Here is a 24807-nt window from a genome sequence, read left to right on the forward strand (position 1 = left end):
CCATGCGCCGCCGAGCCGGCCTCGTACTCCTGGCCTTCGCCGTGTTCTTCGCCGCCCTGTCACCCCTGCTGCGCTGGTACGCCTTCCCGAGGCTGGCGAAGATCCCCCCGAGCCAGTATCAGGAGATGGTGCTGGAGGCGAAGCCCGCCACCCTCCTCGACTACAACGACGGCATGAAGGTCAAGCAGGTGCCCAAGGTCACCATCGTGCAGACCCTCAAGGGCAATGTGGAGGCGTCCGAGAAGATCGAGCGCAGCGCCGGCCGTGACGTCGTCGTCTGGGACGGACTCAGCTACGTCGTCGACCCGAACGGCAGGATGGTCTCGGAGATCCCTGAGCGCTACATCTTCGACGCGCACAGCCAGGCCCCCGTCCACGCCACCGGCGAGATGGTCGACGGCGACCCGGTCGCACGCCAGGGCATCGAGTTCAAGTGGCCGTTCCTCACCCAGAAGCGCGACTACGAGTACTTCGACGCCCAGAGCCGCACCACCTCGCCCATCCACTACAAGGGCACCCGGAAGTTCCGCGGCATGGACGTCTACTACTTCGAGCAGACCATCCCGTGGACCGAGGTCCCGATGCCGAAGAAGATGCCGATCAAGGGCGTCACCGCCGAGCAGGTCGCCAAGACGGGCATGACCCGCTGGTACACCACCAAGCGGATGTTCTGGGTCGACCCGGTCACCGGCGCGCCCGTCAACGGCGAGGAGATCCACAAGGAGGAGCTGCGCAACGCGAAGGCGATGGGCATGCCCCAGGACACCGTCACCGCGTTCGCCGGGCACGTGAAGATGCGCGAGGACTACATCCAGTACACCGTCGCCCTGGTGAAGTCCCAGCGGGTGCTGGTCCTGCTGCTCACCTCGTACCTGCCGTGGGGCTTCCTCGCGCTCGCCGCCGGGCTGCTCGCGCTCGCGCTGTGGCTGGAGGCGCGGTCCCGGCGGCCGGGCGGCCGGCAGCCGGAGCCGGCCACCGCACCCGCGCCGGATCCGGCACCTACTCCCGCCTGAGCCGCGCCGACGTGTACCGGGTCGCCTCCACCGTCGTCGGGTCCTCCGGCCACGGATGCTTCGGGTAGCGGCCGCGCAGCTCCGCCCGCACCGCCCGGTATCCGTCCCGCCAGAACGACGCCAGATCCGCGGTGACCGCTGCCGGGCGGCCCGCGGGGGAGAGCAGATGGACGAGGACTGGCACCCCGGCCACCTTCGGCGTCTCGGTGAGACCGAACAGCTCCTGGAGCTTCACCGCAAGTACCGGCTGCTCGCCGCCGTACTCCACCCGGATCCGCGACCCGCTCGGCACCTCGATGCGCTCCGGTGCCAGCTCGTCCAGCCGGGCCGCCTCGCCGGTGGCCCACGGCAGGAGCCGCCGCAACGCCTGCCCTGCGTCGATCCTCGTCAGGTCGGAGCGGCGCCGGGCCCGGGACAGTTCGGGCTCCAGCCACTCCTCGGTACGGGCCAGCAGCGCACCGTCGGACACGTCCGGCCACGGGGTGCCCAGCTCCCGGTACAGAAAGGCGAGCCGCTCGCGCAGCTGTCCCGTCTCCCGAGTCCAGCGCAGCAGCCCGAGCCCGTCGCGCCCGAGCCCGTCCACCAGCGCCGCCCGCACCAGCTCGGGCCTCGGCTGCTTCAGCGCGCGCACCGACAGTTCGACGGCGCCCAGCCGTTCCACCGAGCGCGCCACCACGTCGCCGTCCACCCAGTGGACCTCCTCGCCGGAGAACCGCAGATGCCCGGCGGCCAGCCGCGCCGTGTCCTCGTCGATGACGGCGCCGAGCCGCACCCGGGCGGACGCCGCGTGCGCCGGCCGGTCCGCGACCGCGACGGCCAGCCACGGCGCACTGCGCAGCCGCGACCCGTCCCGCAGCTCCGCACCTGTCCCCGACGCCATCAGGAAGACTCCTTCGCCGCGGGCCCTCGCCACCCGTTCCGGAAACGCCAGCGCCGCCACCAGGCCGACGGCCGCATCGTCCGAACCGCCGCGGCCGGAGCCCTCGCCGCTGCCGTCGACGGACGACGACAGCCGCCGTACCTCCTGCCGCCAGCGCGCCGCATAGCCGTCCGCGCCCCGTCGTGCGGTACGCAACGCGGCCGCCAGATCGTCCCCGTACTCCCGCGGTGGCTCCTCGCTCAGCAGCGCCACCACCTCGGCCGCCCGGCGGCCGCCGACCTCTGCCGCACCGTCCAGGAGTGCCCGCGCGAGCCGTGGGTGCAGACCCAGCCGGGACATCCGTACGCCCCGGTCGGTCACCCGGCCGTCCGCGTCCACCGCGCCGACCGCCGTCAGCGTCTCGCGGGCCGCGCCCATCGCGCCGGCCGGCGGCGGATCGAGGAGCGCCAGACCCGACGCGTCCGGATCGCCCCAGCACGCCGCCTGCAGCGCGAACTCCGTCAGATCGGCCACCTTGATCTCCGGCGACGGGAAACGGGCCAGCCGCCCGTCCTCCCCCTGCTCCCAGCACCGGTACACCGCCCCCGGTGCCTCACGCCCCGCCCGGCCCGCCCGCTGCCTCCCCGCCGCCTGCGAGGCCCGTACCGTCGTCAGCGCGCTCAGTCCCCGCGCATGATCGGTCCGCGGCTCCCTGGCCAGGCCCGAGTCGACGACGATACGCACCCCCGGCACCGTCATCGACGACTCGGCGACGGAGGTCGCGAGCACCACCCGGCGGCCCTCCGGCGAACCCGCCAGCACAGCGTCCTGGACCGCCGCCGGAGCCCGCCCGTGCACCTGCAGAACCTCTGCGGGCACCCCCGCCAGCTGTCCCGCGACGCGGCCGATCTCACCGACGCCCGGCAGGAAACACAGCACGTCGCCGTCCCGCTCGGCGAGCGCCCGGCGCACCACCGAGGCGACATGGGTCAGCAGCGCCGGGTCGACCCGCATCCCGTGCGGCGGCCTGACCGGCCTCACCGGTGGGGCCCACACCACCTCCACCCGGTGCGACACGCCCTGCGCCTCGATCACCGGTGCGTCGCCGAGCAGCCGGGCCCAGCCCTGCGCGTCCGTCGTCGCGGACGCGGCGACCAGCCGCAGATCGGGCCGGATCGCCTCCCGTACATCAAGGAGGAACGCGGCGACCGTGTCGGCGTCCAGATGCCGTTCGTGGCACTCGTCGATGATCACCGCATCGACCCCGGCGAGCTCCTGGTCGCGCTGGAGCCGCTGCAGGAGCACTCCCGTGGTCACGACCTCGACCACCGTGTCGCGCCCCACGACACGCTCCCCGCGCACGGTGAACCCGACGCGCCGCCCGGTCTGCTCCCCGAGGAGCCACGCCATCCGCCGCGCCGCCGCCCGGGCCGCGATCCGGCGCGGCTCGGCGACCACCACACGGCGCGCGGGGCCGCCGCCGACCAGGCCCGCGAGGACCAGCGGGACCAGAGTCGTCTTGCCGGTGCCGGGTGGTGCGCAGAGCACCGCGACACCCCGGTCGTCGAGCGCCTGCCGGAGCGCGGGCACGGCGGTACGGACGGGCAGCCGGTCGAGGGCGTCGGTACGGATCACGCCCCCAGTCTCGTACGACCGGCGCCCGGTACCGCACGGCGGGCGCCCGGTCCCGCACGACCCTCACGACGCACGGGCCCCTTCGGCCGTGCGGCAGAAGTGCTCAGTCGCGCACGCAGACGAAGATTGCGGTGCCCGGGATCAGGTTTCCGCGCAGCGGGGACCAGCCGCCCCACTCCTGGTCGTTCCAGGCCGGCCACTCCGGCTCGACCAGGTCGACCAGCCGGAACCCGCCGGCCACCACGTCCCGCACCCGGTCGCCCAGCGTCCGGTGGTGCTCGACGTACACGGCGTCGCCCTGCTCGTCCTGCTCGACGTACGGAGTGCGGTCGAAGTACGAGGCGGCGACCGACAGTCCCTCGGGGCCGGGCTCGTCGGGGAACGCCCAGCGGATCGGGTGCGTCACCGAGAAGACCCAGCGGCCCCCGGGGCGCAGCACCCGGTGCACCTCGCGGAAGACCTGGACGGGGTCGGCGACGAACGGCACCGCGCCGTAGGCGGAGCAGGCCAGGTCGAAGGAGCCGTCCCGGAACGGCAGCGTCCCGGCGTCCGCCTCCACCAGCGGCACCTCGCCGCCGATCCGCAGTGCGTGCTGGAGCTGGCGGTGGGAGAGGTCGAGGGCGACGGGGCGGGCGCCGCGGGCCGCCAGCCAGCGCGAACACTGCGCCGCGCCCGCACCGATCTCCAGGACGGCCAGGCCGCTCAGCGACTCGGCGGGACCGAGCAGACCGGCGTCGGCCTCGTCGAGCCCCTCCGGGCCCCACACGAAACGGTCGTCGCCGAGGAAGGCGCCGTGGTCGCTCTGGTACTCGTCGGCGTGCCGGTCCCACCAGCCGCGACTGGCCCGGCTGCTCTCCGCCTTCCCGGCGCTGCGGCGTGTCGCTTCCGGTTCGGCGGCGTAGATCTCTTGGCTCATCGTGTCCGTCGTTGTAGTTTGCCTTCACCCCGTTGCACGCGGTACGTACCTTGGGGGTACCTGTGAGTACGGAACCGTACTCACGCAACACGGCCGGGGCCGATGTGGCCTCGGAGAACAAGAATTGTGTCCGGTTTGGGCCTTTGTGCCCCGGGTGTGCGCCTTCGCGCATTGACCCTGCCCGGCTGCCCCCGTATGCTACAAGTTGCGCTGCGAGCCTGCGCGCCTCAGACCTAGCAGGCCGCGCTTGCGTCTGTTGCATGTCCCCTCGGTTCACGAGGCGCCTCCCGCTCGCGGGTCGGGTGCTTCCCAGGCTGTCCGGCTTCTGCAGAGGCGATACGGGCTCTCGGCGTAGCAGTACCTACGACTCACTGTCCGTACCGGAGCCCTTTCCCACATGACGAGCAGCACCGAGACCACCGCCACCACTCCGCAGGTTGCGGTCAACGACATCGGCGACGCGGACGCGTTCCTCGCGGCGATCGACGAGACGATCAAGTACTTCAACGACGGCGACATCGTTGACGGTGTCATCGTCAAGGTTGACCGGGACGAGGTTCTCCTCGACATCGGTTACAAGACCGAAGGCGTCATCCCGAGCCGCGAGCTCTCGATCAAGCACGACGTCGACCCGAACGAGGTCGTCAAGGTCGGCGACGAGATCGAGGCCCTGGTTCTCCAGAAGGAGGACAAGGAAGGCCGCCTGATCCTCTCGAAGAAGCGCGCTCAGTACGAGCGTGCCTGGGGCACCATCGAGAAGATCAAGGAAGAAGACGGCATCGTCACCGGTACCGTCATCGAGGTCGTCAAGGGTGGTCTCATCCTCGACATCGGCCTCCGCGGCTTCCTCCCGGCGTCGCTCGTCGAGATGCGTCGTGTCCGCGACCTTCAGCCCTACGTGGGCAAGGAGCTCGAGGCGAAGATCATCGAGCTGGACAAGAACCGCAACAACGTGGTCCTGTCCCGCCGTGCCTGGCTCGAGCAGACCCAGAGCGAGGTCCGTCAGACCTTCCTCACGACCCTGCAGAAGGGTCAGGTCCGCTCCGGCGTCGTCTCCTCGATCGTCAACTTCGGTGCGTTCGTGGACCTCGGTGGCGTCGACGGTCTCGTGCACGTCTCCGAGCTCTCCTGGAAGCACATCGACCACCCCTCCGAGGTTGTCGAGGTCGGCCAGGAAGTCACCGTCGAGGTCCTCGACGTCGACATGGACCGCGAGCGCGTCTCGCTGTCGCTCAAGGCGACGCAGGAAGACCCGTGGCAGCAGTTCGCCCGTACGCACCAGATCGGGCAGGTCGTTCCCGGTAAGGTCACGAAGCTCGTTCCGTTCGGTGCGTTCGTGCGCGTCGACGAGGGCATCGAGGGTCTGGTCCACATCTCCGAGCTGGCCGAGCGCCACGTGGAGATCCCGGAGCAGGTCGTCCAGGTCAACGACGAGATCTTCGTCAAGGTCATCGACATCGACCTCGAGCGTCGTCGCATCAGCCTCTCGCTGAAGCAGGCCAACGAGTCCTTCGGTGCCGACCCGGCGTCGGTCGAGTTCGACCCGACCCTGTACGGCATGGCCGCGTCCTACGACGACCAGGGCAACTACATCTACCCCGAGGGCTTCGACCCCGAGACCAACGACTGGCTCGAGGGCTACGAGACCCAGCGCGAGGCGTGGGAGACGCAGTACGCCGAGGCGCAGCAGCGCTTCGAGCAGCACCAGGCCCAGGTCATCAAGTCCCGCGAGGCCGACGAGGCCGCTGCGGCCGAGGGCGCTGCTGCCCCGGCCGGCGGTGCCCCGGCTGCCTCCGGTGGCACCGGTGGCGGCTCGTACTCCTCGGAGTCCGCGGACAACTCCGGCGCCCTGGCGTCGGACGAGGCCCTGGCTGCCCTGCGCGAGAAGCTGGCGGGCGGCCAGAGCTGACGCTCTGACCCTCCGGTCGGTCATCGACTGCGGTAGTAGTAGCTGACGAGTGAGGCCCGCTCCCTTCGGGGAGCGGGCCTCACTCGTTTCCGCGGCCGGGTTACGGCGTGACCGTGATGTTGGTCAGGCCGTTGCCGCCGGTGACGGTGTTGCTGCTGTAGACGGTGGTCGGGCAGCTCACACCGTAGTTGGTGACGTTGACGGCGATCCGCCTGTCGCCCGTGGAGCCGGACAGGTCCGAGGTGTTGTCGCGGAACACGGTGCCGCAGCCCCAGCCGCTCTGCTGGGTGTGGGTCTCGTAGCCGTTGTTGGTCGTACGGGTGCCCTTGTTGCCCTCGACCAGGACGTCATTGCCCTTCACGTCGACCCAGGAGTCGTCGTAGTTGGCGCCGGTCAGCCCGCTGCCGTCGAAGGTGTTGCCGATGATCTTCGCTCCGGTGGTGCCTTCCTTGATGTCGACGTTCTCGCCCCCGACGCCCGGCCCGATCGTGTTGTTCAGGATCTGCACCTGGTCGCTCCGGTCGGTGAGATCACCGGCCGTGCCGACGTAGACGCCCTCGCCCATGCCGCGGCCGTCGTGCCCGGTGTCGTAGATCCACGCGTTCTTGACGACGCCGTTGGCGCTGGACCTGCGGAAGTGCACGCCCTCCATGTCCAGGTCGTGCACGGTCACCGAGTCGATGACGACGCCGTCGGCGGCGTCGGCCATGATGCCCTTCTGGCCGCCGGTGACGGTGACGCCCTGGACGGTCCAGTAGGAGGCGCCGTTGAGGTGGAGGCCGTAACCGCCGCCTGCGGTGAGGACCGCCCGGGCCGAGCCGGTGAGGGTGATCCGGGCGGAGGCGGTGCCGGGAACGGTCGCCTTGAAGTTGCCGGTGTATGTGCCGTCGGCGAGCCGGATCGTGTCGCCGGGAACCGCGGCGGCCAGGGCCGTCTTCAGTTGGGCGGCGGTGCCCACGTCGATGACCGTGGCGGCGTCGGCGGCGCCGGAGGAGACGAGAGCCAGGCTTCCGGCGGCGAGCGTCGCGGCCAGCAGGGCGGGTGACAACGTGCGGGTGCGCATGGGGGTGCCTTCCCGTCGAAGGAGTGCGAGCCGTTCTCGTACATGAACATGAGGCGCATGTCTGAACGTGCTGCCCAGTGACGGTAGGGATGGGGTGTGTTCCTGTCAAGGTCTGGACCATTGTTCGCCGACTGCCGTCTCGCGGTGAACAGAGAGAAACGTGCGGGATACACGAGTAACTGACGGGCCGTAACACGCGCTTGCCAGGATCCCGGCAACGTCAAGATCTGAACGGGAGCCGGGACATGACGCACACTTCGAACAACTCGTCCGTGGCGACGGGCGCGAGCCGTCGCAGCTTTCTGCGCCAGGTCGGGATCACCGGTGGGGCGGGCGCGATGTTCGCGACCATGGGGGCCCTCGGACTCGCCCCCACGGCCCAGGCCGCACAACGCGAACCCGCCTTCCGTGCCCCCAGTAAGGGTGACTTCACGCTGAAGGGGAAGGCGGCGTCCAAGGTCGTCGTCGTGGGCGGTGGCATCGCCGGGCTCGCCGCCGCGTACGAGCTGGGCAAGGCGGGCTACGACTGTACGGTCCTGGAGGCCCGGAGCCGTACGGGCGGCCGCAACTTCACCGTACGCAACGGGGATTCCACCACCGACCTGTACGGCAACACGCAGACCGCACGGTTCAGCGAGGGCCAGTACATGAACTGCGGGCCCGGCCGGATCCCGCAGTGGATGGTCACCCTCGACTACTGTCGCGAACTCGGTGTCCCCATCGAGATGTTCACCAACGTGAACGCCAACGCCTACATCTTCAACGAGAAGGCCGGCATGAAGGCCCCGGTGCGCTATCGCACCGCCAAGGCCGATGTGTACGGCTATGTGGCCGAACTCCTCTCCAAGGCCACGGACAAGGGTGCCCTCGATCGTCGGATCACCGCCGAGGACCAGGAGCGACTCCTGGAATTCCTCAAGGAGTTCGGCGACATCGGCGACACGCTCGACTACACCGGCAGCCCCCGCCGCGGCTACCGCATCGACCCCGCGGCCGCCGGAACCCCCGGCGAGGAACTCGGCTCCGTGCCGTCCGCCTCCGAGGTCTTCGCCAGCGGCGTCGGACGCTACTTCTCCTTCGAGTTCGAGTACGACCAGGCCATGCTGATGTTCCAGCCGGTCGGCGGCATGGACCGGATACCCGCGGCGCTCACCCGGGCGATAGGTGAGCGCAGGATCCGTACCGGCGCCGCCGTCAGCAAGATCACCGACACGGCCCATGGCGTGACCGTCACGTACACCCAGGGCGGACGTACCCGCACCGTCGACGCGGACTACTGCATCGCCGCCCTGCCGCCCAACATCCTCGCCAAGACCGCCCACAACCTCGGTCCGGCCGTCCAGAGCGCCCTGGAGGCCTGCAAGCCGTCCTCGGCCGGCAAGATCGGGCTGGAGTACAGGAGCCGCTGGTGGGAGACCGACCACCAGATCTACGGCGGCATCACCGAGACCGACATGGACCTCTCTCACATCTGGTACCCGTCCTACGGCCACCAGGGCCGGCGCGGCACCATCATCGGCTACTACAACACCGGTTCCAACGCCGACGCGTACGCCGCTCTCACCCCGCGCGAGAGGGAGGCACGGGCCATCGCCCAGGGCGTGAAGATCCACGGCGACAAGTACCGTACGGAACTCGCCACGTCGTTCTCCCACCACTGGCGGCAGACCCCGTACCTGGAGGCCTCCTGGCACTCCCTGTCCGGAGGGCCCGACGCTCCGGCCTTCGCACCGCTCAACCAGGCCGCCGGACGCGTCTACTTCGCCGGTGACTACCTGAGCTACGCGGATGCCTGGCAGCACGGCGCCTTCACCTCCGCACGGAAGGCGGTCACCGCACTGCACGCGCGGGTTCTGGCGTAACCACCCCTGTGAAGGGGCACAGGCAGGGAATGCCTGTGCCCCGGCGGGCGTTCTTCTCAAGGAACACGAGGAGGAGCGGTAACCGTGCCTGATCCGCAGAGTTTGTACGAATGGGAGCCGAAGGGCCTGGCGGTCGTCGACATGGCGCTCGCGCAGGAGTCGGCGGGCCTGGTCATGCTCTACCACTTCGAGGGGTACATCGACGCGGGTGAGACGGGCGAGCAGATCGTGGACGGTCTGCTGGAGTCGCTGCCGCACCAGGTCGTGGCCCGTTTCGACCACGACCGCCTCGTCGACTACCGCGCACGGCGCCCGCTGCTGACGTTCAAGCGCGACCGCTATGCGGGCTACGAGACACCGACGCTGGACGTCCGGGTGGTCCAGGACGCCACCGGGGCGCCCTTCCTGCTGCTGTCCGGGCCCGAGCCGGACGTGGAGTGGGAGAGGTTCGCCGCCGCCGTCGAGCAGATCGTCGAGCGGCTCGGTGTCCGCCTCGCCGTCAGCTTCCACGGTATTCCGATGGGCGTCCCGCACACCCGCCCGGTCGGCATCACTCCGCACGGCAACCGCACGGACCTGATGCCGGGCCACCGCAGCCCGTTCGACGAGGCGCAGGTCCCCGGCTCCGCCGAGGCCCTGGTGGAGTTCCGGCTGATGCAGGCCGGACATGACGTCCTCGGTGTGGCCGCCCATGTGCCGCACTACGTCGCCCGCTCCGCCTACCCGGACGCCGCACTCACCGCGCTGGAGGCGATCACGGCAGCGACCGGACTGGTCCTGCCGAGCATCGCCCACTCGCTGCGCACGGAGGCGCACCGCACACAGACCGAGATCGACCGCCAGATCGACCAGGGCGACGAGGAGCTCGTCTCGCTGGTCGAGGGGCTCGAGCACCAGTACGACGCGATCGCCGGATCCGAGACGCGCGGCAACCTGGTCGCGGAATCGGTCGAGCTGCCGTCCGCCGACGAGATCGGCCTCGAATTCGAGCGGTTCCTCGCCGAGCGGGAGGGCGACGGCTGACGGACCGGCGCGAGCGATGCCGTGACCGGCCGACGGATGAGCCGTGACCGGGCCATGACCGGCCGGGGAGCGCGCACTAGGCTGCCGACCATGCTGAAAGTGGGCCTGACCGGCGGCATCGGCGCCGGCAAGAGCGAAGTGTCACGGCTGTTGGTGTCGTACGGGGCCGTGCTGATCGACGCCGACAGGATCGCGCGCGAGGTCGTCGAGCCCGGGACCCCCGGACTCGAGGCGGTCGTCGACGCGTTCGGCGCAGGCATCCTCACGGCCGACGGCACCCTGGACCGTCCGAAGCTCGGTTCGATCGTCTTCTCCGACGCCGACCGGCTCGCCGCACTCAACGGGATCGTCCACCCGCTGGTCGGTGCCCGCTCCGCCGAACTGGAGCGGGCCGCAGGCCCCGACTCCGTCGTCGTCCATGACGTGCCCCTCCTCACCGAGAACGGCCTCGCCCCCCTCTACGACCTGGTCGTGGTCGTGGACGCCGACCCGGAGACCCAGCTCGACCGGCTCGTACGGCTGCGCGGAATGACGGAGCCCGAGGCCCGCGCCCGGATGGCCGCGCAGGCCACCCGCGAGCAGCGACGCGCCGTCGCCGATCTGGTGATCGACAACGACGGGCCGCTCGAGGCGCTGGAGCCGCAGGTCCGCAAGGTCTGGGCGGAGCTGACCCGGAGGGCGGCCGCGGGCTGACCACCGGACCGGAATACCGGTACCCGGCCGGACGTTGGAAAGCCGGAAGCGAAGGGAAGGATGCGAGCGTGCCCGAGAGGACCCCGGAAACCCATGTCATAGACTTCCGCGCGGCCGAACGCCTGCTGGCCGCGCGCGATCCACGGGGTGCGGTCAAACTCCTGGACTCGGTGATCGCAGCCCACCCGGAGAACACGGCCGCCCGCCTGCTGCGGGCCCGCGCCTTCTTCGCCGCCGCCCAACTGCGCCCTGCCGAGCTCGAGTTCGAACTGGTCCTGGAGCGCGAACCGGACAACGCGTTCGCACACTTCGCGCTGGCCCGCACCTTTCAGCGGTCCGGCCGCTCGGAAGCGGCCGTACGCCACTTCCGGCTGGCCGCCGCGCTCGACCCGAACCCGGAGTACCTGCGCGCGGCCCGCTTCGACCCGGGCGCCTGACGGTCTCGGCCCGTCCCACGAACCTGCGCCGGAACCGACGGGTGCACGCGCCGGAACCGAGGCGTCAGTGCCCGTACCGGCCGCGTCCGCCGTGGTCCGGCTCGTACGGCGGGATGTTGCGACCCGGCTGGTAGTGGGGGCCCTGGTGGATGTGGCGGACGATCACCGCAAGATCCACCAGCGTCAGCAGAAGCAGCAGTCCGCAGGCCGCGGCCCAGCCCGGACGGTCGACCAGGGAGAAGGCCGTCAGGCCGAAAACGGCCCAGGCCATGCCCCATAGACTCAGGCACAGCCGCAGTCGCAGGGGGCTGCGTGCAGTCATCGGTTCGTTACCGGTACGCATGGCGATCGCCTCTCCTACCAGGATGGACCCACGACTGCGGTTTTGAGGCACGTCGAGACAGATTGTGGGGGACCACCACCCGTGAACGGCACACCATGGCGGAACGGCGCCGCCCGAAGGGCCCGGGTCCGCGGATCGCTGCTGGGCGGTGCGATCGGCGACGCACTGGGCAATCCGGTGGAGTTCCTCTCGCTCGCAGGCATCCGCAGGGCGTACGGGGAAGACGGCGTCCGGGGCCTCGTCGCGGACGCGGACGGGGCCGTCGGCCGGATCACCGACGACACGCAGATGACCCTGTTCACCGCCGAAGGCCTGATCAGGGCGCACTCCCGGGCGATGTCGAAGGGCATAGGCGGCGCCGAGACCGCTCTCGTACGGAACGCCTATCTGCGCTGGCTCGACACCCAGAACCACCCGGCACCACCGGCCCGCGGCGGGGACGACCCCGTACGGACCGGGTGGCTGCGGCAGCAGCGCTTCCTGTACGCGCGCCGAGCCCCCGGCAACGCCTGCCTGACCGGGCTCGCGGCCGAGCACGTTCCCGACCCCACGGGGCCGTTCGGCCGGCCTGGTCCGGTCAACACCGGGTCCAAGGGATGCGGCACGGTGATGCGGTCCGCGCCCTTCGGGCTGATCGGTGAGGGGGCGGAGACCGGCTTCGGGCTGGCGTACCGGTGCGCGCAGATCACCCACGGCCACCTGACGGGTGCGTACGCGGCCGGGGTGTTCGCCGCGATCATCGCTCATCTGATGGAGGGTGACTCGATGCCGGGCGCCGTGCTCCGGGCCATGGAGTTGCTGGCCCGCCACCCGGGACACGAGGAGACGACGGTGGCGCTGCGCGCGGCCGTCGACCTGGCCGCGCAGGGCGCGCCGACCGCCGAGAAGGTGGAGTCACTGGGCGCGGGCTGGGTGGCCGAGGAGGCCCTCGCCATCGCCGTGTACTGCGCGCTTGTGCTGCCGGGCGCCGACCAGGTGGCTCGGGCGCTGCTGCTCTCGGTCAACCACTCGGGCGACAGCGACTCCACCGGCTCGATCTGCGGAAATCTGCTCGGCGCCCACCACGCGGACGTGCAACTCCCGACGTCCTGGCTGGTGCTGACGGAGGGACGGGCAGTGATCGCCGAGCTGGCGGACGATCTGTGCCTGGAGTTCGAGCAGTCGGTGGAGTGGCCGCAGGAGCGCTATCCGGTGTGCTGACCGGTCCCGTCCCGACAGGACCGGGAACGGTGCCCAACGGCCGTTCGTTCGGCTGTACATGAGCGGATCAGTGGTGCGTGAGGGGTATTCCGGGACGGGGCCCGGCTCGATCACACCGGACGGCTGCGCGGTCGAGCTGTACGCGCGGTTGTCCGTCGGGGCCGAACCGGACGTGATCGAGGCCGCGGTGCCCGCCGGCGCGAGCATTCTGGAGCTCGGCTGCGGGGCGGGGCGGGTGACCCGTCCACTGGTCGCACGCGGCTTCGAGGTCACGGCAGTGGACGAGTCGGCGCAGATGCTGGAACACATTCGGGGCGTGCGCACGGTGCGGAGCCCCATCGAGTCGCTCGAGCTCGGCGACGAGACGTTCGACGTGGTGATGCTGGCCTCGTTCCTGGTGCACACGAGCGAGCACCGGGTGCGCGACGCCATGCTGCGGACCTGCCGGAGGTACGTCAGGGACGGCGGCGTCGTACTCCTTCAGCGCGAGGGTGCCGACTACCACACCGATCTGCCGCGGGAGCGGGTCGATCCGGCTGGATACACCGTGCGGATCGTGTCGGCGGACCCCGTCGGCGACGGGGTGAACTCGGTGCACGCGGAGTACGTCTTCGACGATGCGCGATGGACCCAGACGTTCCTGTCACGGGAGCTGACGAAGGAACAGTTCGAGGGACACCTGGAGGCGGCGGGACTCGCCGTCGACCGCTATCTGACGGACGACGGGGTGTGGGTACGGGCCGTGCCCAGGTAGTTGCCGGAGCCACGGGAACCGAGAAGATCGGCCCTCCGGGATGCGATGAGTTCCGGACCGCTGTGGGGTCTTTTCCTGCGTACGCAACACCACGCGAGCGCCTCCCGAGGAGACCCGGATGTCCGAGACCACGATGAACACCGCAACCGGGGCGACCGCGGCACGCGGCCGGGGTGCGGTCGCGCTCACCGCCGCACGGGTCGTGCTCGCCCTGTTCTTCGCCTTCAGCGCGTTCGCCAAGCTGATCGCCCATGAGTCCGCGATCGAGTCCTTCGACCGGATGGGCTGGGGCCATGGCGCGATGTACCTGATCGGAGCCCTGGAGATGGCGGGCGCCGTCGCCCTGCTGGTGCCCCTGCTGTCCGGGGTGGCGGCGATGGCCTTCGTCGGGCTGCTGGCCGGAGCGTCCGTCGTCCAGCTCACGCTGCTCGACCCGGTGAACGCGATCATGCCGGCGCTGCTCATCGTGCTGGTCGTCCTGATCGCCCGGGACCGGCAGGACAGTACGGCACAGCTGATCGCGCTCGTGCGTCGGCGCGCCTAGGGGTGGGTCCGGGGCCGGCGCCCCGTCAGTGGACGGTGCTGAAGCTGCGCCAGGGGAGGGCGCTCGGCGGATTGACGTCGGCGAGCGTCGTGGCGACGTACGTCGTCCCGGGACCCGTGCAGTCGCGCGTGCGGTACAGGATGATGTCGATCAGGGTCCCGTTCAGCACTTCCTTGGCGCCCGCCGGGGCGAGCTGGTGGCAGCCCTTGACGGAGGGACTGTTCACCATGATCACCGCGTCGCGCTCGGTGACGTAGGTGACCGGCCCGACCGCGGTGCGGCCCAGGCCGGAACAGCCCGCGACGGTGACGGTCAGGAGCGCGGTCCCGGCGGCGATGCCGAAACGACGGCGTCGGTGGTCGATCACAGGCATGGGTGGTCCTCGTCTGTCTCGTCCGGCTCATCTGTACCGCTAGTCACGCTGCCCGTTACCGGCCGCCCCGGCATCCGGTGCGCGGCCTGCCGGGTGACCGTGGAGCCGACCCATGTTCGCCCGGTGTTCAAATGGGGCATACCGTGGTAATAGCGGCATGAAGCGCATGTATCCGGCTGGCAGGGGGCCGTCATGGTCCAAGAACTGGTGGTCGCCCTGGTGGCGGCGGCGTCCGTGGGTGTGGTCTACGTGGCGGCGGCTGCGAAGATCGTCAAGCAGTACGAACGGGGCGTCGTGCTGAGGCTCGGCAGGCTGCGCAACGATGTGCGCGGACCGGGATTCACCATGGTGCTTCCCGGTATCGAGCGGCTGCACAAGGTCAACATGCAGATCGTGACGATGCCGGTGCCCGCGCAGGACGGCATCACACGGGACAACGTGACGGTGCGGGTGGACGCGGTCATCTACTTCAAGGTGGTCGACGCGGCCAGCGCGGTCGTGGAGGTGGAGGACTACCAGTTCGCGGTGTCGCAGATGGCGCAGACATCGTTGCGCTCGATCATCGGCAAGAGTGACCTGGATGACCTGCTGTCCAACCGGGAGAAGCTGAACCAAGGGCTGGAGCTCATGATCGACAGTCCGGCCGTGGGGTGGGGCGTCCAGATCGACCGGGTGGAGATCAAGGACGTTTCGCTGCCGGAGACGATGAAGCGCTCGATGGCGCGTCAGGCCGAGGCCGACCGGGAGCGGCGCGCGCGTGTCATCAACGCGGACGCCGAGCTCCAGGCATCGAAGAAGCTGGCCGAAGCGGCGAAGCAGATGTCCTCCCAGCCGGCCGCGCTTCAGCTGCGACTGCTGCAGACCGTGGTCGCGGTCGCTGCGGAGAAGAACTCCACGCTGGTGCTGCCGTTCCCGGTGGAGCTGCTCCGCTTCCTGGAGCGGGCGCAGCAGCCCGTATCGACGCAGCAGCAAGCGCAGCTTCAGGCTCAGCCTCAGCGACAACAGTCGCAGCAGCAGCCACAGCCTGAGCAACAGCAGTCGCAGTCGCCACAGCAGCAGCCGCCCGTGATGTCTGCGCCCGCCCCTGCGCCGACCCCGCCAGGGCCCGCGCGGGTCACTCGCTCCAAGCCGCTGGCCAGGCACTGACCTGCACGTATACCGGCGCGAGACCGGTTGTCGGACCCCCCGCCTAGACTCGCAGAGAGAGTGAGATCGAGAGGATCGGACGATCAAGGGCGGGACGGGAGGGGAGCGATGACCTCGGCACCACATGCACAGCAACTGACGCAGGACGCGGCAACTGCCCGCCTCCTGCGTTGTGCTGCCGTCTTCCTGCCCGCCCCACTGCCGAGAGAGGGACGCGTCGCCTTCTGGGACCCGGACGGCGGACCGCTGCCCGCGATCGGCGGCGCCCAGGGACCGACCACGGCCGAGACCACCGAGATCACGGTGGTGCGACGCCACGGACAGCAGGGCGACGTCCACCGCCGGACGGTACCTGCCGTGCTGCTGCCGGTCGCCGATGCCGTGCCCCTGCTGGCCCGTGCCCGGCAGCAGCAGTCCGCCCACCCGGCCGCGCGCTGCTGGGGCGCGGCCGCACTCCATGCGCTCAACCTGGTCGCGCGCGGCAGGCTGGTCCCCGGCCTGACGGCCGACGGCCACGACGCCTGGCGGGCCGGACCGCGCGACGCCGAGGACATCGCCCACCTGCGGGCCGTCGCCGCCGCCATGCCGAGCGAGGCCTACGCCGTCCCGCTCCCGGAGGGCACACCGCTCCGGCTTCCCGATCCCGAGTCGCTGCTCGGCGCCTTCCTCGACGCGGTCGCCGACACCCTGCCCCGGACGCCCGCTGCGGCGTACGCGACGGGTGCCCCCTTCGCGGCCCGCGAGGCCCAGCACCTGCCCCGGGCCGGCGACTGGGCCGTCGAGGTCGCGGCGGGTCTGGACGCGGGGGTACGGGTGTCGCTCCGCCTCGACCTGTCGGCGTACGAGCTCTTCGACACGGCCGACACCCACGGCAACCCCGACGCTCAGGATGCGGTCGACGAAACCGCAGCCCGCACCGACGGGCCCGAGGCCTCCGGTGTCTCCGAGGAGGTTCGCCCGGGCGCCGCCCGGCACGCCGCCGCGGCGATCACGCAGGTGCACAGCCTGGCCGACCCGACGTACGTCATCGACGCCGCCGCACTGTGGAACGGCGACGCAGGAGAGCCGTTCGGCCCCCGGGCCAGGATCGACGCCGTGCTCGCGCTGCGTCGTGCCGCCCGCGTCTGGGCGCCGTTGGAACGGCTGCTGGACCAGCCGGTCCCCGATGTGCTCGCTCTGACCGAGGACGAACTGTACGAGCTGCTGAGCGACGCCGGGGCGCGGTTGGCGCAGGCCGGTGTGAGCGTCCACTGGCCGCGCGAGCTCGTCCGTTCCCTGACCGCCGTCGCCGTGGTCCGGCCCGCACCCGGCTCGGCCACCGACGGCACCTCGTTCTTCGACGCCGAGCAGCTCTTCGCCTTCAACTGGCAGTTGTCCCTCGGTGACGAACAGCTCAGCGAGCGGGAGATGGACATCCTCGCGGAGGCCCACCGGCCGGTGGTGCGCCTACGGGACCAGTGGGTCGTCGTCGACCCCGCGCTCGTACGCAAGGCGCGCAAGCGGGAGCTCGGGCTGCTCGATCCGGTGGACGCCCTCGCCGTCGCGCTCACCGGCAGCGCGGAGGTGGACGGCGAGCAGGTTGAGGCGGTGCCGGCCGGTGCACTCGCCGAGCTCCGTACCCGCATCCTCGCCGAGGACACGGCCATCGAGCCGCCGCCAGGGCTGGACGCTACACTCCGCGACTACCAACTGCGCGGCCTGGCCTGGCTGGACCGCATGACATCGTTGGGTCTCGGCGGCTGCCTCGCCGACGACATGGGACTCGGCAAGACCATCACCGTCATCGCGCTCCACCTGCACCGCGCGCACCCCGCACCCACCCTGGTGATCTGCCCCGCCTCCCTCCTCGGGAACTGGCACCGCGAGATCAACCGATTCGCCCCCGGCGTCCCCGTGCGCCGCTTCCACGGCACCGGCCGCACGCTCGACGACCCCGACGGCGGCTTCGTCCTCACCACGTACGGCACGATGCGCTCCAGCGCGACCCGACTCGCCGCCCACAGCTGGGGACTTGTCGTCGCCGACGAGGCGCAGCATGTGAAGAACCCGCACTCCTCCACGGCGAAGGCGCTCCGCACCATCCCGTCGCCGGCCAGGATCGCGCTCACCGGCACCCCCGTGGAGAACAACCTCTCCGAGCTCTGGGCCCTGCTCGACTGGACCACTCCAGGACTGCTCGGCCCGCTCAAGGCGTTCCGCGCCCGGCACGCGCGGATCGTCGAGAACACCGGCACCGCGGCAGGACTCGGCAACGACGAAGCGGTCGAGCGCCTTTCCCGGCTGGTCAGGCCGTTCCTCCTGCGCCGTAAGAAGTCCGACCCGGGCATCGCCCCGGAGCTGCCGCCCAAGACGGAGACCGACCACCCCGTCTTCCTCACCCGCGAACAGGCCACGCTCTACGAGGCGGCGGTGCGCGAGACCATGGCGTTCATCGAGGCCTCGGAAGGAATCGCCCGCCGCGGTCTGATCATGAAGCTGCTGGCCTCGCTCAAGCAGATCTGCAACCACCCGGCGCAGTATCTGAAGGAGGAGCCGACCCGCCTCATCGGCCGCTCCGGCAAGCTCGCTCTGCTCGACGAGCTGCTCGACACGATCCTCGCCGAGGACGGCTCCGTGCTGATCTTCACCCAGTACGTGACGATGGCCCGCATCCTCTCCGCGCACCTCGCCTCGCGCGCCGTCCCCTCCCAGCTACTGCACGGCGGTACGCCGGTGGCCGAGCGGGAACGGATGGTGGACCGCTTCCAGTCCGGCGAGGTACCCGTCTTCCTGCTCTCTCTCAAGGCGGCCGGCACCGGGCTGAACCTCACCCGCGCCGCACACGTGATCCACTACGACCGCTGGTGGAACCCGGCCGTCGAGGAACAGGCCACGGACCGTGCGTACCGCATCGGGCAGACACAGCCCGTCCAGGTGCACCGGCTGATCGCTGAAGGGACCGTGGAGGACCGGATCGGCGAGATGCTGGCGGCCAAGCAGGCCCTGGCCGACGCGATCCTAGGCAGCGGAGAGACCGCGCTGACCGAACTCAGCGACCGAGACCTCGCCGATCTCGTCTCGCTCCGGAGGCCCACATGAGCCCCCGCTCCCGGCCCCCGTCCCCGTCCTACGTCAGGGCCCGCCCCGGCCCCGACGACCTGCGGCGCACCTTCGAGGCGGTTCCGCCCCGCACGTCCCACGGCGACGAACCGTTCGCGGACACGTGGTGGGGGCGGTCCTGGGTGGCGGCGCTGGAGTCCCTGTCGATGGACGAGGGCCGGCTCGCCCGCGGCCGTACCTACGCCGACAGCGGCCATGTCGCCGCCATCACGGTCACCCCCGGCCGCGTCGTCGCCTACGTCCAGGGCAGCCGCGCCCGTCCGTACCGCGCCGAGCTGCGGCTGCGCCCCCTCACCGACACCGGCTGGGACACCTTCCTCGACGCCGTGGCCGCCCGGCCCGACCATCTCGCCGCGCTGCTCGCCAAGGAGGTGCCGCCCACCCTCGTCGACACGGCGGCCGAGACCGGCACCGGGCTGCTGCCCGCCGCGAACGACCTCGACCCGAGCTGCTCCTGTCCCGACCACGGCTGGCCCTGCAAGCACGTCGCCGCCCTCTGCTACCAGATGGCCCGCCTGCTGGACACCGACCCGTTCGTCCTCCTGCTGCTGCGCGGCCGCGGTGAGCGCGAACTCGTCGAGGAGCTGGGCCGGCGCAGCGCGGCGCACGGTGCCCGGGAACGCCCCACGGCCCCCACCACTCCTTCCGTGCCGGCGCGCGAGGCCCTGGCCGACCGCTTCCTCCCGCCGCTGCCCGCCCCGCTCCCGGTACCGTCACAGCCCGGCCAGCCACCCTCGTACCCGCCGCTGCCCGGCGCCCGCGATCCGCTCTCCCTCGACCACCTCGCCACGGACGCGGCCGCCCGCGCGCACGCCCTCCTCACCACCGGTCAGGACCCCCTCTGCGGGCTCACTCCCTGGCAGGACGCCGTCCGGCTGGCCGCGGCCCGCCCCACCGCCGGACTCACCGCCACCACCCGCGCCCTCTACCGGGAACTGGCCTTCGCCACCGGCCGCACCACCACCGACCTGGCCCGCGCCGTCGCCGCCTGGCGCCAGGGCGGCGCCGAGGGCCTGGACGTCCTGGAAACGCCGTGGGACCCCCCGGCCGGCCCCTTCGACCGGGCCCGCCCCGCCCTCGCGGCCGCCGACTTCCCCCGCTTCCAGCCCTGGCGCAACCACCTCACCCACCCCGGCGGCACACTCCAGCTCCGCTTCGGCCACGACGGCCGCTGGTACGGCTATGAGTCGGACCGGGGCAAGGACGACTGGTGGCCCCGCGCCACGCCGGACGTGGACCCGGTGGGCGCACTCACGGCGCTGCTCGGCCGTTGACCACCGGAGCCCCCTGGCCCACCCCGTATCGGTCCTCGAGGCCGGCTGTCGGCTCCGCAGACAGCGGGCGACGGTCAGTCGGCTCGGATCCGGTCAGAAGTCGGCGGTCGTGCGCTCTTCCAGCCGGGCCACCGAGTCCTGGGCGTACGCGTTCTCGTACGCGTTGCGGATCCGCTCGATCTGCTCGTCGCGCAGGCGTGCCTCGGTCGCCGGGTAGAGCAGGATCAGTTCGTAACTGCGCTCCCGCTCGATCTCCCCGTGGGAGTCCCGCCACTGACCGCGGCCGTCCTGGATGGTCAGGCCCCTCGGGAAGCGCGGGGTGACCTCCTCGTCGACGAAGGCCAGGAACTGCTGGTCGGTCACAGCAGGTCCACCGTCCGGGCGTTCCGTTCCGAAGAACAGCCTGGTCTCGATGTAGGCCTTGCCGCGGGCGACGACGCCCGACGGAGCGGACTGCGGGGCGGCGGGCGAGCCGTTGCCCAGTGTGGCGTAGGCGAAGGGTGTGCCCACGGCCAGTACGGCGAGGGCGGCGGCCGCCGCGGTCAGCGCGGTGTGCTGCTTCAGGCGGTGCCGGCTGCCACCGACGTCAGGGCTGTCGTTGCAGTGGTGGCCGGTCGAGTGGGGGAGGAGCGGCAACGGAAGGGCCTTTCGGGAGGGGGCGCGGACTGCGCGCGGCTCACTGTGGCAAGTGAGCCCCCTCCGGAGAGCGGCAGGACATGGGCATCGGGTGGAAACCACCCGTACCGGTGAAGGCAGGTGCGCGGGAGGCGGAGCACCGCCGCAAAAACCCTTCGTACGGGGCGGATTGGCGGTGCTAACTTCCTCGACGTGGCGAAACTCAATCAGATCATCGCAGTGGAGAAAGGCGTCAAGTCCAAGGCTCACCAGGACCTGACGGCGGCGCATCACGGCCTCCAGAAGGCCGGGCTGCTGGCCGGGATCTCCCGGACCTATCAGCCGAAGGACGAAGAGGGTGAGCAGCTCCCGCCGGAGTCGACACCGGTGCAGATCAAGGCCGAGGACGTGCTGCGGAACACCGCGGCGACGCTGACCCGGCTCTTCGACGTGACCGCCACGAAGGACTGGGCGAACTGTGCGGCCCGCGCGGATGTGAAGGTCGACGGTCGGGTGCTCGTCGCCGATGTCCCGGTGTCGTACCTGCTTTTCCTGGAGAAGCAGCTGACGGACATCAACACGTTCGTGCGCAAGCTGCCGGTGCTCGACGCCGCCGAGGCGTGGACACAGGACCCGTCGACGGACTCCTGGAAGACCGAGCCGGTCCGGACGCTCCGTACGAAGAAGGTGCCCCGCAACCATGTCAAGGCGGAGGCCACCGAGAAGCACCCGGCGCAGGTCGAGGTGTACTACGAGGACGTTCCGATCGGTTACTGGACGACCGTGAAGTTCTCCGGGGCTCTTCCCGCGCGGCGTATCAATGAACTCCTGGACCGGGTGGAGAAGCTCCAGCAGGCCGTGAAGTTCGCCCGCGAGGAGGCCAACGGCGTGGAGGTCACCGACCAGCGGGTGGGTGACGCGGTATTCGGTTACCTCTTCGGGTAGCCGACCATGGATTCCCCGGCCACATCGTCACGGCCGGGGTGCGCGAGGAGCGCAAGCTGAAACTGAAGCTTGTCGTGACGACGCGGTTCCGGTGGAGGTTCGAGTCCTCCCCCCGGCATTCGGGCCGCACCGATTCGGTCGGTGCGGTCATACGGGCCGGGGTGGCCCAAATGGCAGAGGCAGACCGCGATCAATCTCAGACTCTTGCTCCAGACTCAGCATTCGCCGCCGATCGCCGGATCAAACGGGCTCGGGCCCATGCGCGTCGAGATGTTGGTTCGACTCCAACCCGCGGAGCTTCGATCTGCGGTCGTCTAAAGGGAGGACGCGGCGACATTACGACTGACCCGGGCTCTTAAAAGTGCCGGCGTGCCGAATGGGCGGCATCACTCAGGGCCCGGGGGCCGGCTACGCCCCCGGGTCCGCTCCCGTCTGCGACCCCTGTCGTGTGTCGCCGGCGAGCGACACCCCGCGTCCGGCGAAGAATCGCTCGAAGTCCGACAGGGGCAGTTCCGCAGCCCGAGTCGTGGCCGTCGTGCCCGACGGGTTGTGGAAATGGATGCCGTTGCCGTCCGGCGTACGGGACGTCACCAGTACCAGATGCCCGCCCCGGCCCGGAGCGGGCCGTTCCGGATGCCGGATCCCGTAGTGCACCGACGCCATCACCGTCCGCCCCTCGTCCAGCAGGGCCACGATCTCGTCCGTCGACAGGTGACGGTGGACGGTCGCTTCGAGGCCGTGCACCTCCCGCACGTACTCCGCGAAGGGCGCGTAGACCAGGCCCCGGATCGCCCCCTCCGCATCCTCCGTGTACGCGCCGTACTTGAGCGCCCCGTCACGCAGGGCGAACAGCGACGGGGCACCGGCGCCGAGCGCCATGCGCAGACAAGTCACACCGCACAGGTGACCTGCCCAGCGCGCGTACTCGGCGGGTGAGTCCGCCCCGGAGTCCGCCCAGCCCGGGTCGTCGGCCGGATCGAGTCCACCCTCGACGATCGGGCCGACGAGCGCGGGCGAGGCGAACTGCGTGTGGACGGGCAGCCGGCAGGCGGGACAGGTCACTGACGGTATCCGTTCAGGAAGCGGCCGATGCGGCTGATCGCCGCGTCGAGATCGTCAGCGTACGGGAGGGTCAGGATCCGGAAGTGGTCGGGACGCGGCCAGTTGAAGCCGGTGCCCTGCACCACCTGGATCTTCTCGCGCAGCAGCAGATCGAGGACGAACTTCTCGTCGTCGACGATGTTGTGCACCTTCGGATCGATGCGCGGAAACGCGTACAGCGCCCCCTTCGGCTTCACGCACGACACCCCTGGGATCTCGTTCAGCTTCTCCCAGGCCCGGTTGCGCTGCTCGTACAGCCTGCCGCCCGGCGCCACCAGCTCATGGATGGACTGCCGGCCGCCGAGCGCGGCCTGAATGGCGTACTGGGCGGGCGCGTTCGGGCACAGCCGCATGGAGGCGAGCATGGTGAGGCCCTCCAGATAGTTGCGGGCGTGCTGCTGCGGACCCGACACCACCATCCAGCCGGAGCGGAACCCTGCCACCCGGTACGTCTTGGACAGACCGCTGAAGGTGAGGCAGACCAGGTCGGGGGCGAGGACCGCCACACTGTGGTGCTCGGCGTCGTCGTACAGGATCTGGTCGTAGATCTCGTCGGCGAGGACCAGCAGACCGTGCCGGCGTGCCAGGTCGAGGATGCCTTCGAGGATCTCGCGCGGATAGACGGCGCCGGTCGGGTTGTTCGGGTTGATGATCACGACGGCCTTGGTGCGGTCAGTGATCTTCGAGGCCATGTCGGCGAGGTCCGGGTTCCAGTCCGATGCCTCGTCGCAGGTGTAGTGCACGGCCTTGCCGCCCGCCAGGGTGACCACCGCGGTCCACAGCGGATAGTCGGGTGAGGGGATCAGTACCTCGTCGCCGTCCTCCAGCAACGCCTGTACGGACATGGAGATCAGCTCGGACACCCCGTTGCCGAGGAAGATGTCGTCCACCCCGACATCGGTCAGTCCCATCGCCTGGTAGCGCTGCGCCACCGCACGACGGGCGGAGAGGATGCCGCGCGAATCGCTGTAGCCGTGGGCCTGCGGGAGCATCCGGATCATGTCCTGGACGATCTCCTCCGGCGCCTCGAAACCGAAGAGCGCGGGGTTGCCCGTGTTGAGGCGGAGCACGCTGTGGCCCGCCTCCTCCAGGGCGTTGGCGTGCTCGATGACCGGGCCCCGGATCTCGTAACAGACCTCGTTGAGCTTGCTGGACTGCCGGAACTCCATGCGGTGGCCTCCCCGACCTGATTGCGATACTTGGTTTTACCAAGCTCGGGCTTGGAAAGTCCAACAACATGTCTAGACTGCGTCGCATGCCACGTCAGCAGCAGCCGCCCGCACGCTCCGCGCGCCGCCGGAGTTACGACCAGTTCTGCGCCACCGCCCGGGCCCTCGACTCCGTCGGAGACCGGTGGACCCTGCTGATAGTCCGTGAACTGCTGGCCGGGCCACGCCGCTACACCGATCTGCACGCCGACCTTCCCGGCGTCAGTACGGACGTCCTCGCGTCCCGCCTCAAGGACATGGAGCAGAGCGGCCTGGCCACCCGCCGACGGCTGCCGCCGCCCGCCGCCGCCTCGGTGTACGAACTGACCGAGCGCGGTCACGGGTTGCTGCCGGTCCTCGCCGCGCTCGCCGAGTGGGGTGCGCCCGCGATCGGCGAGCGGCGGCCGACGGATGCGGTGCGGGCCCACTGGTTCGCGCTTCCGCTGTTGCGGGTGCTGGACGGGCTGGCTCACGAGGGAGTCGTCGAAGTCCACCTCGACGAGGGGGAGTTCCACGTGCGGGTGGGCGGCCCGGTCGACGGCGAGGGGGTGTACGGGGACGGGCCCGCCGCTCACGCCGACGCCCGGATCACGCTCGACGTCGAGCTCTGTCTCGCGCTCGGGCGGGGCGAGTGCACGCTCGCCGAGGCCGTGAAGGACGGACGGATCGAGGTCGTGGGCGAGGGGCCGCTGGCCGGAGAGCTTCGGGGCGAATGACCGGCATGTGACTGTCGTACGACCGTCGTGTCCGGATGATTCCGCGTATCAACTTCCGGGTAGCGTGGGGGCATTTGGG

General features: G+C 70.6%; 22 protein-coding genes and 1 pseudogene. 15 read left to right on the forward strand and 8 right to left on the reverse strand.

Annotated elements, in window-relative coordinates:
• Nucleotides 1-2: 2 nt before the first annotated feature.
• Entirely contained in the window at nucleotides 3-1013 is a 1011-nt protein-coding gene (locus OG963_RS32765) for a DUF3068 domain-containing protein (RefSeq protein ID WP_093771763.1), read from the forward strand.
• Here the strand turns inward: OG963_RS32765 and hrpB are convergent.
• Together hrpB and OG963_RS32775 are read right to left on the reverse strand one after the other, a co-directional pair.
• Nucleotides 1000-3507 (reverse strand): ATP-dependent helicase HrpB, encoded by a 2508-nt coding sequence (hrpB, locus tag OG963_RS32770; RefSeq protein WP_371799750.1) that lies wholly within the window; start codon nucleotides 3505-3507, stop codon nucleotides 1000-1002. The two genes, OG963_RS32765 and hrpB, sit on opposite strands and share 14 nt — an antisense overlap.
• Nucleotides 3508-3610: 103 nt before the next feature.
• Nucleotides 3611-4423, reverse strand: a complete 813-nt coding sequence (locus OG963_RS32775) for a class I SAM-dependent methyltransferase (protein ID WP_093771767.1) — start codon at nucleotides 4421-4423, stop codon at nucleotides 3611-3613.
• A 397-nt stretch (nucleotides 4424-4820) separates the two neighbouring features.
• On the opposite strand from OG963_RS32775, the gene rpsA reads away from it, so the two are divergent.
• On the forward strand, nucleotides 4821-6332 hold the full coding sequence (gene rpsA / locus OG963_RS32780) for a 30S ribosomal protein S1 (protein ID WP_030919647.1): 1512 nt from the start codon (nucleotides 4821-4823) through the stop codon (nucleotides 6330-6332).
• A 100-nt stretch (nucleotides 6333-6432) separates the two neighbouring features.
• Here the strand turns inward: rpsA and OG963_RS32785 are convergent, their stop codons facing one another.
• Nucleotides 6433-7395 (reverse strand): right-handed parallel beta-helix repeat-containing protein, encoded by a 963-nt coding sequence (locus tag OG963_RS32785; protein ID WP_371799751.1) that lies wholly within the window; start codon nucleotides 7393-7395, stop codon nucleotides 6433-6435.
• Nucleotides 7396-7733: 338 nt separating this feature from the next.
• Between OG963_RS32785 and OG963_RS32790 the strand changes: the two genes are divergently transcribed.
• The 4 genes from OG963_RS32790 to OG963_RS32805 all read left to right on the forward strand — a co-directional run bounded on the left by OG963_RS32790 (nucleotide 7734) and on the right by OG963_RS32805 (nucleotide 11410).
• Entirely contained in the window at nucleotides 7734-9257 is a 1524-nt protein-coding gene (locus OG963_RS32790) for an FAD-dependent oxidoreductase (protein ID WP_093772267.1), read from the forward strand.
• Between the two features lie 84 nt (nucleotides 9258-9341).
• Nucleotides 9342-10280: a PAC2 family protein gene (locus OG963_RS32795; RefSeq protein WP_176902087.1), complete on the forward strand. Its 939-nt coding sequence runs from the start codon at nucleotides 9342-9344 to the stop codon at nucleotides 10278-10280.
• 90 nt (nucleotides 10281-10370) lie between these two features.
• Nucleotides 10371-10973 (forward strand): dephospho-CoA kinase, encoded by a 603-nt coding sequence (gene coaE / locus OG963_RS32800; RefSeq protein ID WP_093771773.1) that lies wholly within the window; start codon nucleotides 10371-10373, stop codon nucleotides 10971-10973.
• Between the two features lie 68 nt (nucleotides 10974-11041).
• Nucleotides 11042-11410: a tetratricopeptide repeat protein gene (locus tag OG963_RS32805; protein ID WP_030919659.1), complete on the forward strand. Its 369-nt coding sequence runs from the start codon at nucleotides 11042-11044 to the stop codon at nucleotides 11408-11410.
• A gap of 64 nt (nucleotides 11411-11474) precedes the next feature.
• On the opposite strand, the gene OG963_RS32810 is transcribed toward OG963_RS32805, so the two are convergent.
• Nucleotides 11475-11753, reverse strand: coding sequence for a DUF6343 family protein (locus tag OG963_RS32810; RefSeq protein WP_093771775.1), 279 nt, complete (start codon nucleotides 11751-11753; stop codon nucleotides 11475-11477).
• A gap of 81 nt (nucleotides 11754-11834) precedes the next feature.
• Between OG963_RS32810 and OG963_RS32815 the strand changes: the two genes are divergently transcribed.
• The 3 genes from OG963_RS32815 to OG963_RS32825 all read left to right on the forward strand — a co-directional run bounded on the left by OG963_RS32815 (nucleotide 11835) and on the right by OG963_RS32825 (nucleotide 14251).
• Entirely contained in the window at nucleotides 11835-12953 is a 1119-nt protein-coding gene (locus OG963_RS32815; protein WP_371799752.1) for an ADP-ribosylglycohydrolase family protein, read from the forward strand.
• Between the two features lie 58 nt (nucleotides 12954-13011).
• Nucleotides 13012-13707, forward strand: a complete 696-nt coding sequence (locus OG963_RS32820) for a bifunctional 2-polyprenyl-6-hydroxyphenol methylase/3-demethylubiquinol 3-O-methyltransferase UbiG (RefSeq protein WP_030919666.1) — start codon at nucleotides 13012-13014, stop codon at nucleotides 13705-13707.
• Between the two features lie 118 nt (nucleotides 13708-13825).
• Nucleotides 13826-14251, forward strand: a complete 426-nt coding sequence (locus OG963_RS32825) for a DoxX family protein (protein ID WP_093771781.1) — start codon at nucleotides 13826-13828, stop codon at nucleotides 14249-14251.
• 25 nt (nucleotides 14252-14276) lie between these two features.
• Here OG963_RS32825 and OG963_RS32830 read toward each other — a convergent pair whose 3' ends face one another.
• A complete protein-coding gene (locus OG963_RS32830) occupies nucleotides 14277-14624 on the reverse strand; it encodes a hypothetical protein (RefSeq protein ID WP_030919672.1) in 348 nt (115 codons plus the stop codon).
• A gap of 192 nt (nucleotides 14625-14816) precedes the next feature.
• Between OG963_RS32830 and OG963_RS32835 the strand changes: the two genes are divergently transcribed.
• The 3 genes from OG963_RS32835 (at nucleotide 14817) to OG963_RS32845 (ending at nucleotide 20143) form a co-directional block, all read left to right on the forward strand.
• A complete protein-coding gene (locus OG963_RS32835; protein ID WP_037822143.1) occupies nucleotides 14817-15770 on the forward strand; it encodes a slipin family protein in 954 nt (317 codons plus the stop codon).
• Between the two features lie 108 nt (nucleotides 15771-15878).
• Nucleotides 15879-18848, forward strand: a complete 2970-nt coding sequence (locus OG963_RS32840) for a DEAD/DEAH box helicase (RefSeq protein WP_371799753.1) — start codon at nucleotides 15879-15881, stop codon at nucleotides 18846-18848.
• Nucleotides 18845-20143: an SWIM zinc finger family protein gene (locus OG963_RS32845; protein WP_093771785.1), complete on the forward strand. Its 1299-nt coding sequence runs from the start codon at nucleotides 18845-18847 to the stop codon at nucleotides 20141-20143. The genes OG963_RS32840 and OG963_RS32845 overlap by 4 nt, the downstream gene beginning before the upstream one ends.
• Before the next feature lie 93 nt (nucleotides 20144-20236).
• On the opposite strand, the gene OG963_RS32850 is transcribed toward OG963_RS32845, so the two are convergent.
• Nucleotides 20237-20707 (reverse strand): DUF3574 domain-containing protein, encoded by a 471-nt coding sequence (locus tag OG963_RS32850; protein WP_256223522.1) that lies wholly within the window; start codon nucleotides 20705-20707, stop codon nucleotides 20237-20239.
• Between the two features lie 264 nt (nucleotides 20708-20971).
• On the opposite strand from OG963_RS32850, the gene OG963_RS32855 reads away from it, so the two are divergent.
• Together OG963_RS32855 and OG963_RS32860 are read left to right on the forward strand one after the other, a co-directional pair.
• Nucleotides 20972-21703, forward strand: coding sequence for a hypothetical protein (locus OG963_RS32855; RefSeq protein WP_030919687.1), 732 nt, complete (start codon nucleotides 20972-20974; stop codon nucleotides 21701-21703).
• Nucleotides 21704-21735: 32 nt separating this feature from the next.
• Nucleotides 21736-21821: pseudogene (locus tag OG963_RS32860) on the forward strand.
• Nucleotides 21822-22111: 290 nt separating this feature from the next.
• Here OG963_RS32860 and OG963_RS32865 read toward each other — a convergent pair.
• Nucleotides 22112-22765: a C39 family peptidase gene (locus OG963_RS32865; protein ID WP_319325394.1), complete on the reverse strand. Its 654-nt coding sequence runs from the start codon at nucleotides 22763-22765 to the stop codon at nucleotides 22112-22114.
• Complete coding sequence (locus OG963_RS32870; protein WP_319325393.1) at nucleotides 22762-23973, reverse strand: pyridoxal phosphate-dependent aminotransferase; 1212 nt, start codon at nucleotides 23971-23973, stop codon at nucleotides 22762-22764. Before OG963_RS32870 ends, OG963_RS32865 begins: the two co-directional genes overlap by 4 nt.
• Before the next feature lie 86 nt (nucleotides 23974-24059).
• Here OG963_RS32870 and OG963_RS32875 point away from each other — a divergent pair, with 86 nt between their 5' ends.
• A complete protein-coding gene (locus OG963_RS32875) occupies nucleotides 24060-24728 on the forward strand; it encodes a helix-turn-helix domain-containing protein (protein ID WP_093771789.1) in 669 nt (222 codons plus the stop codon).
• The last annotated feature ends 79 nt before the right edge of the window (nucleotides 24729-24807 follow it).

This window comes from Streptomyces sp. NBC_01707 (assembly GCF_041438805.1).
Classification (GTDB): domain Bacteria; phylum Actinomycetota; class Actinomycetes; order Streptomycetales; family Streptomycetaceae; genus Streptomyces.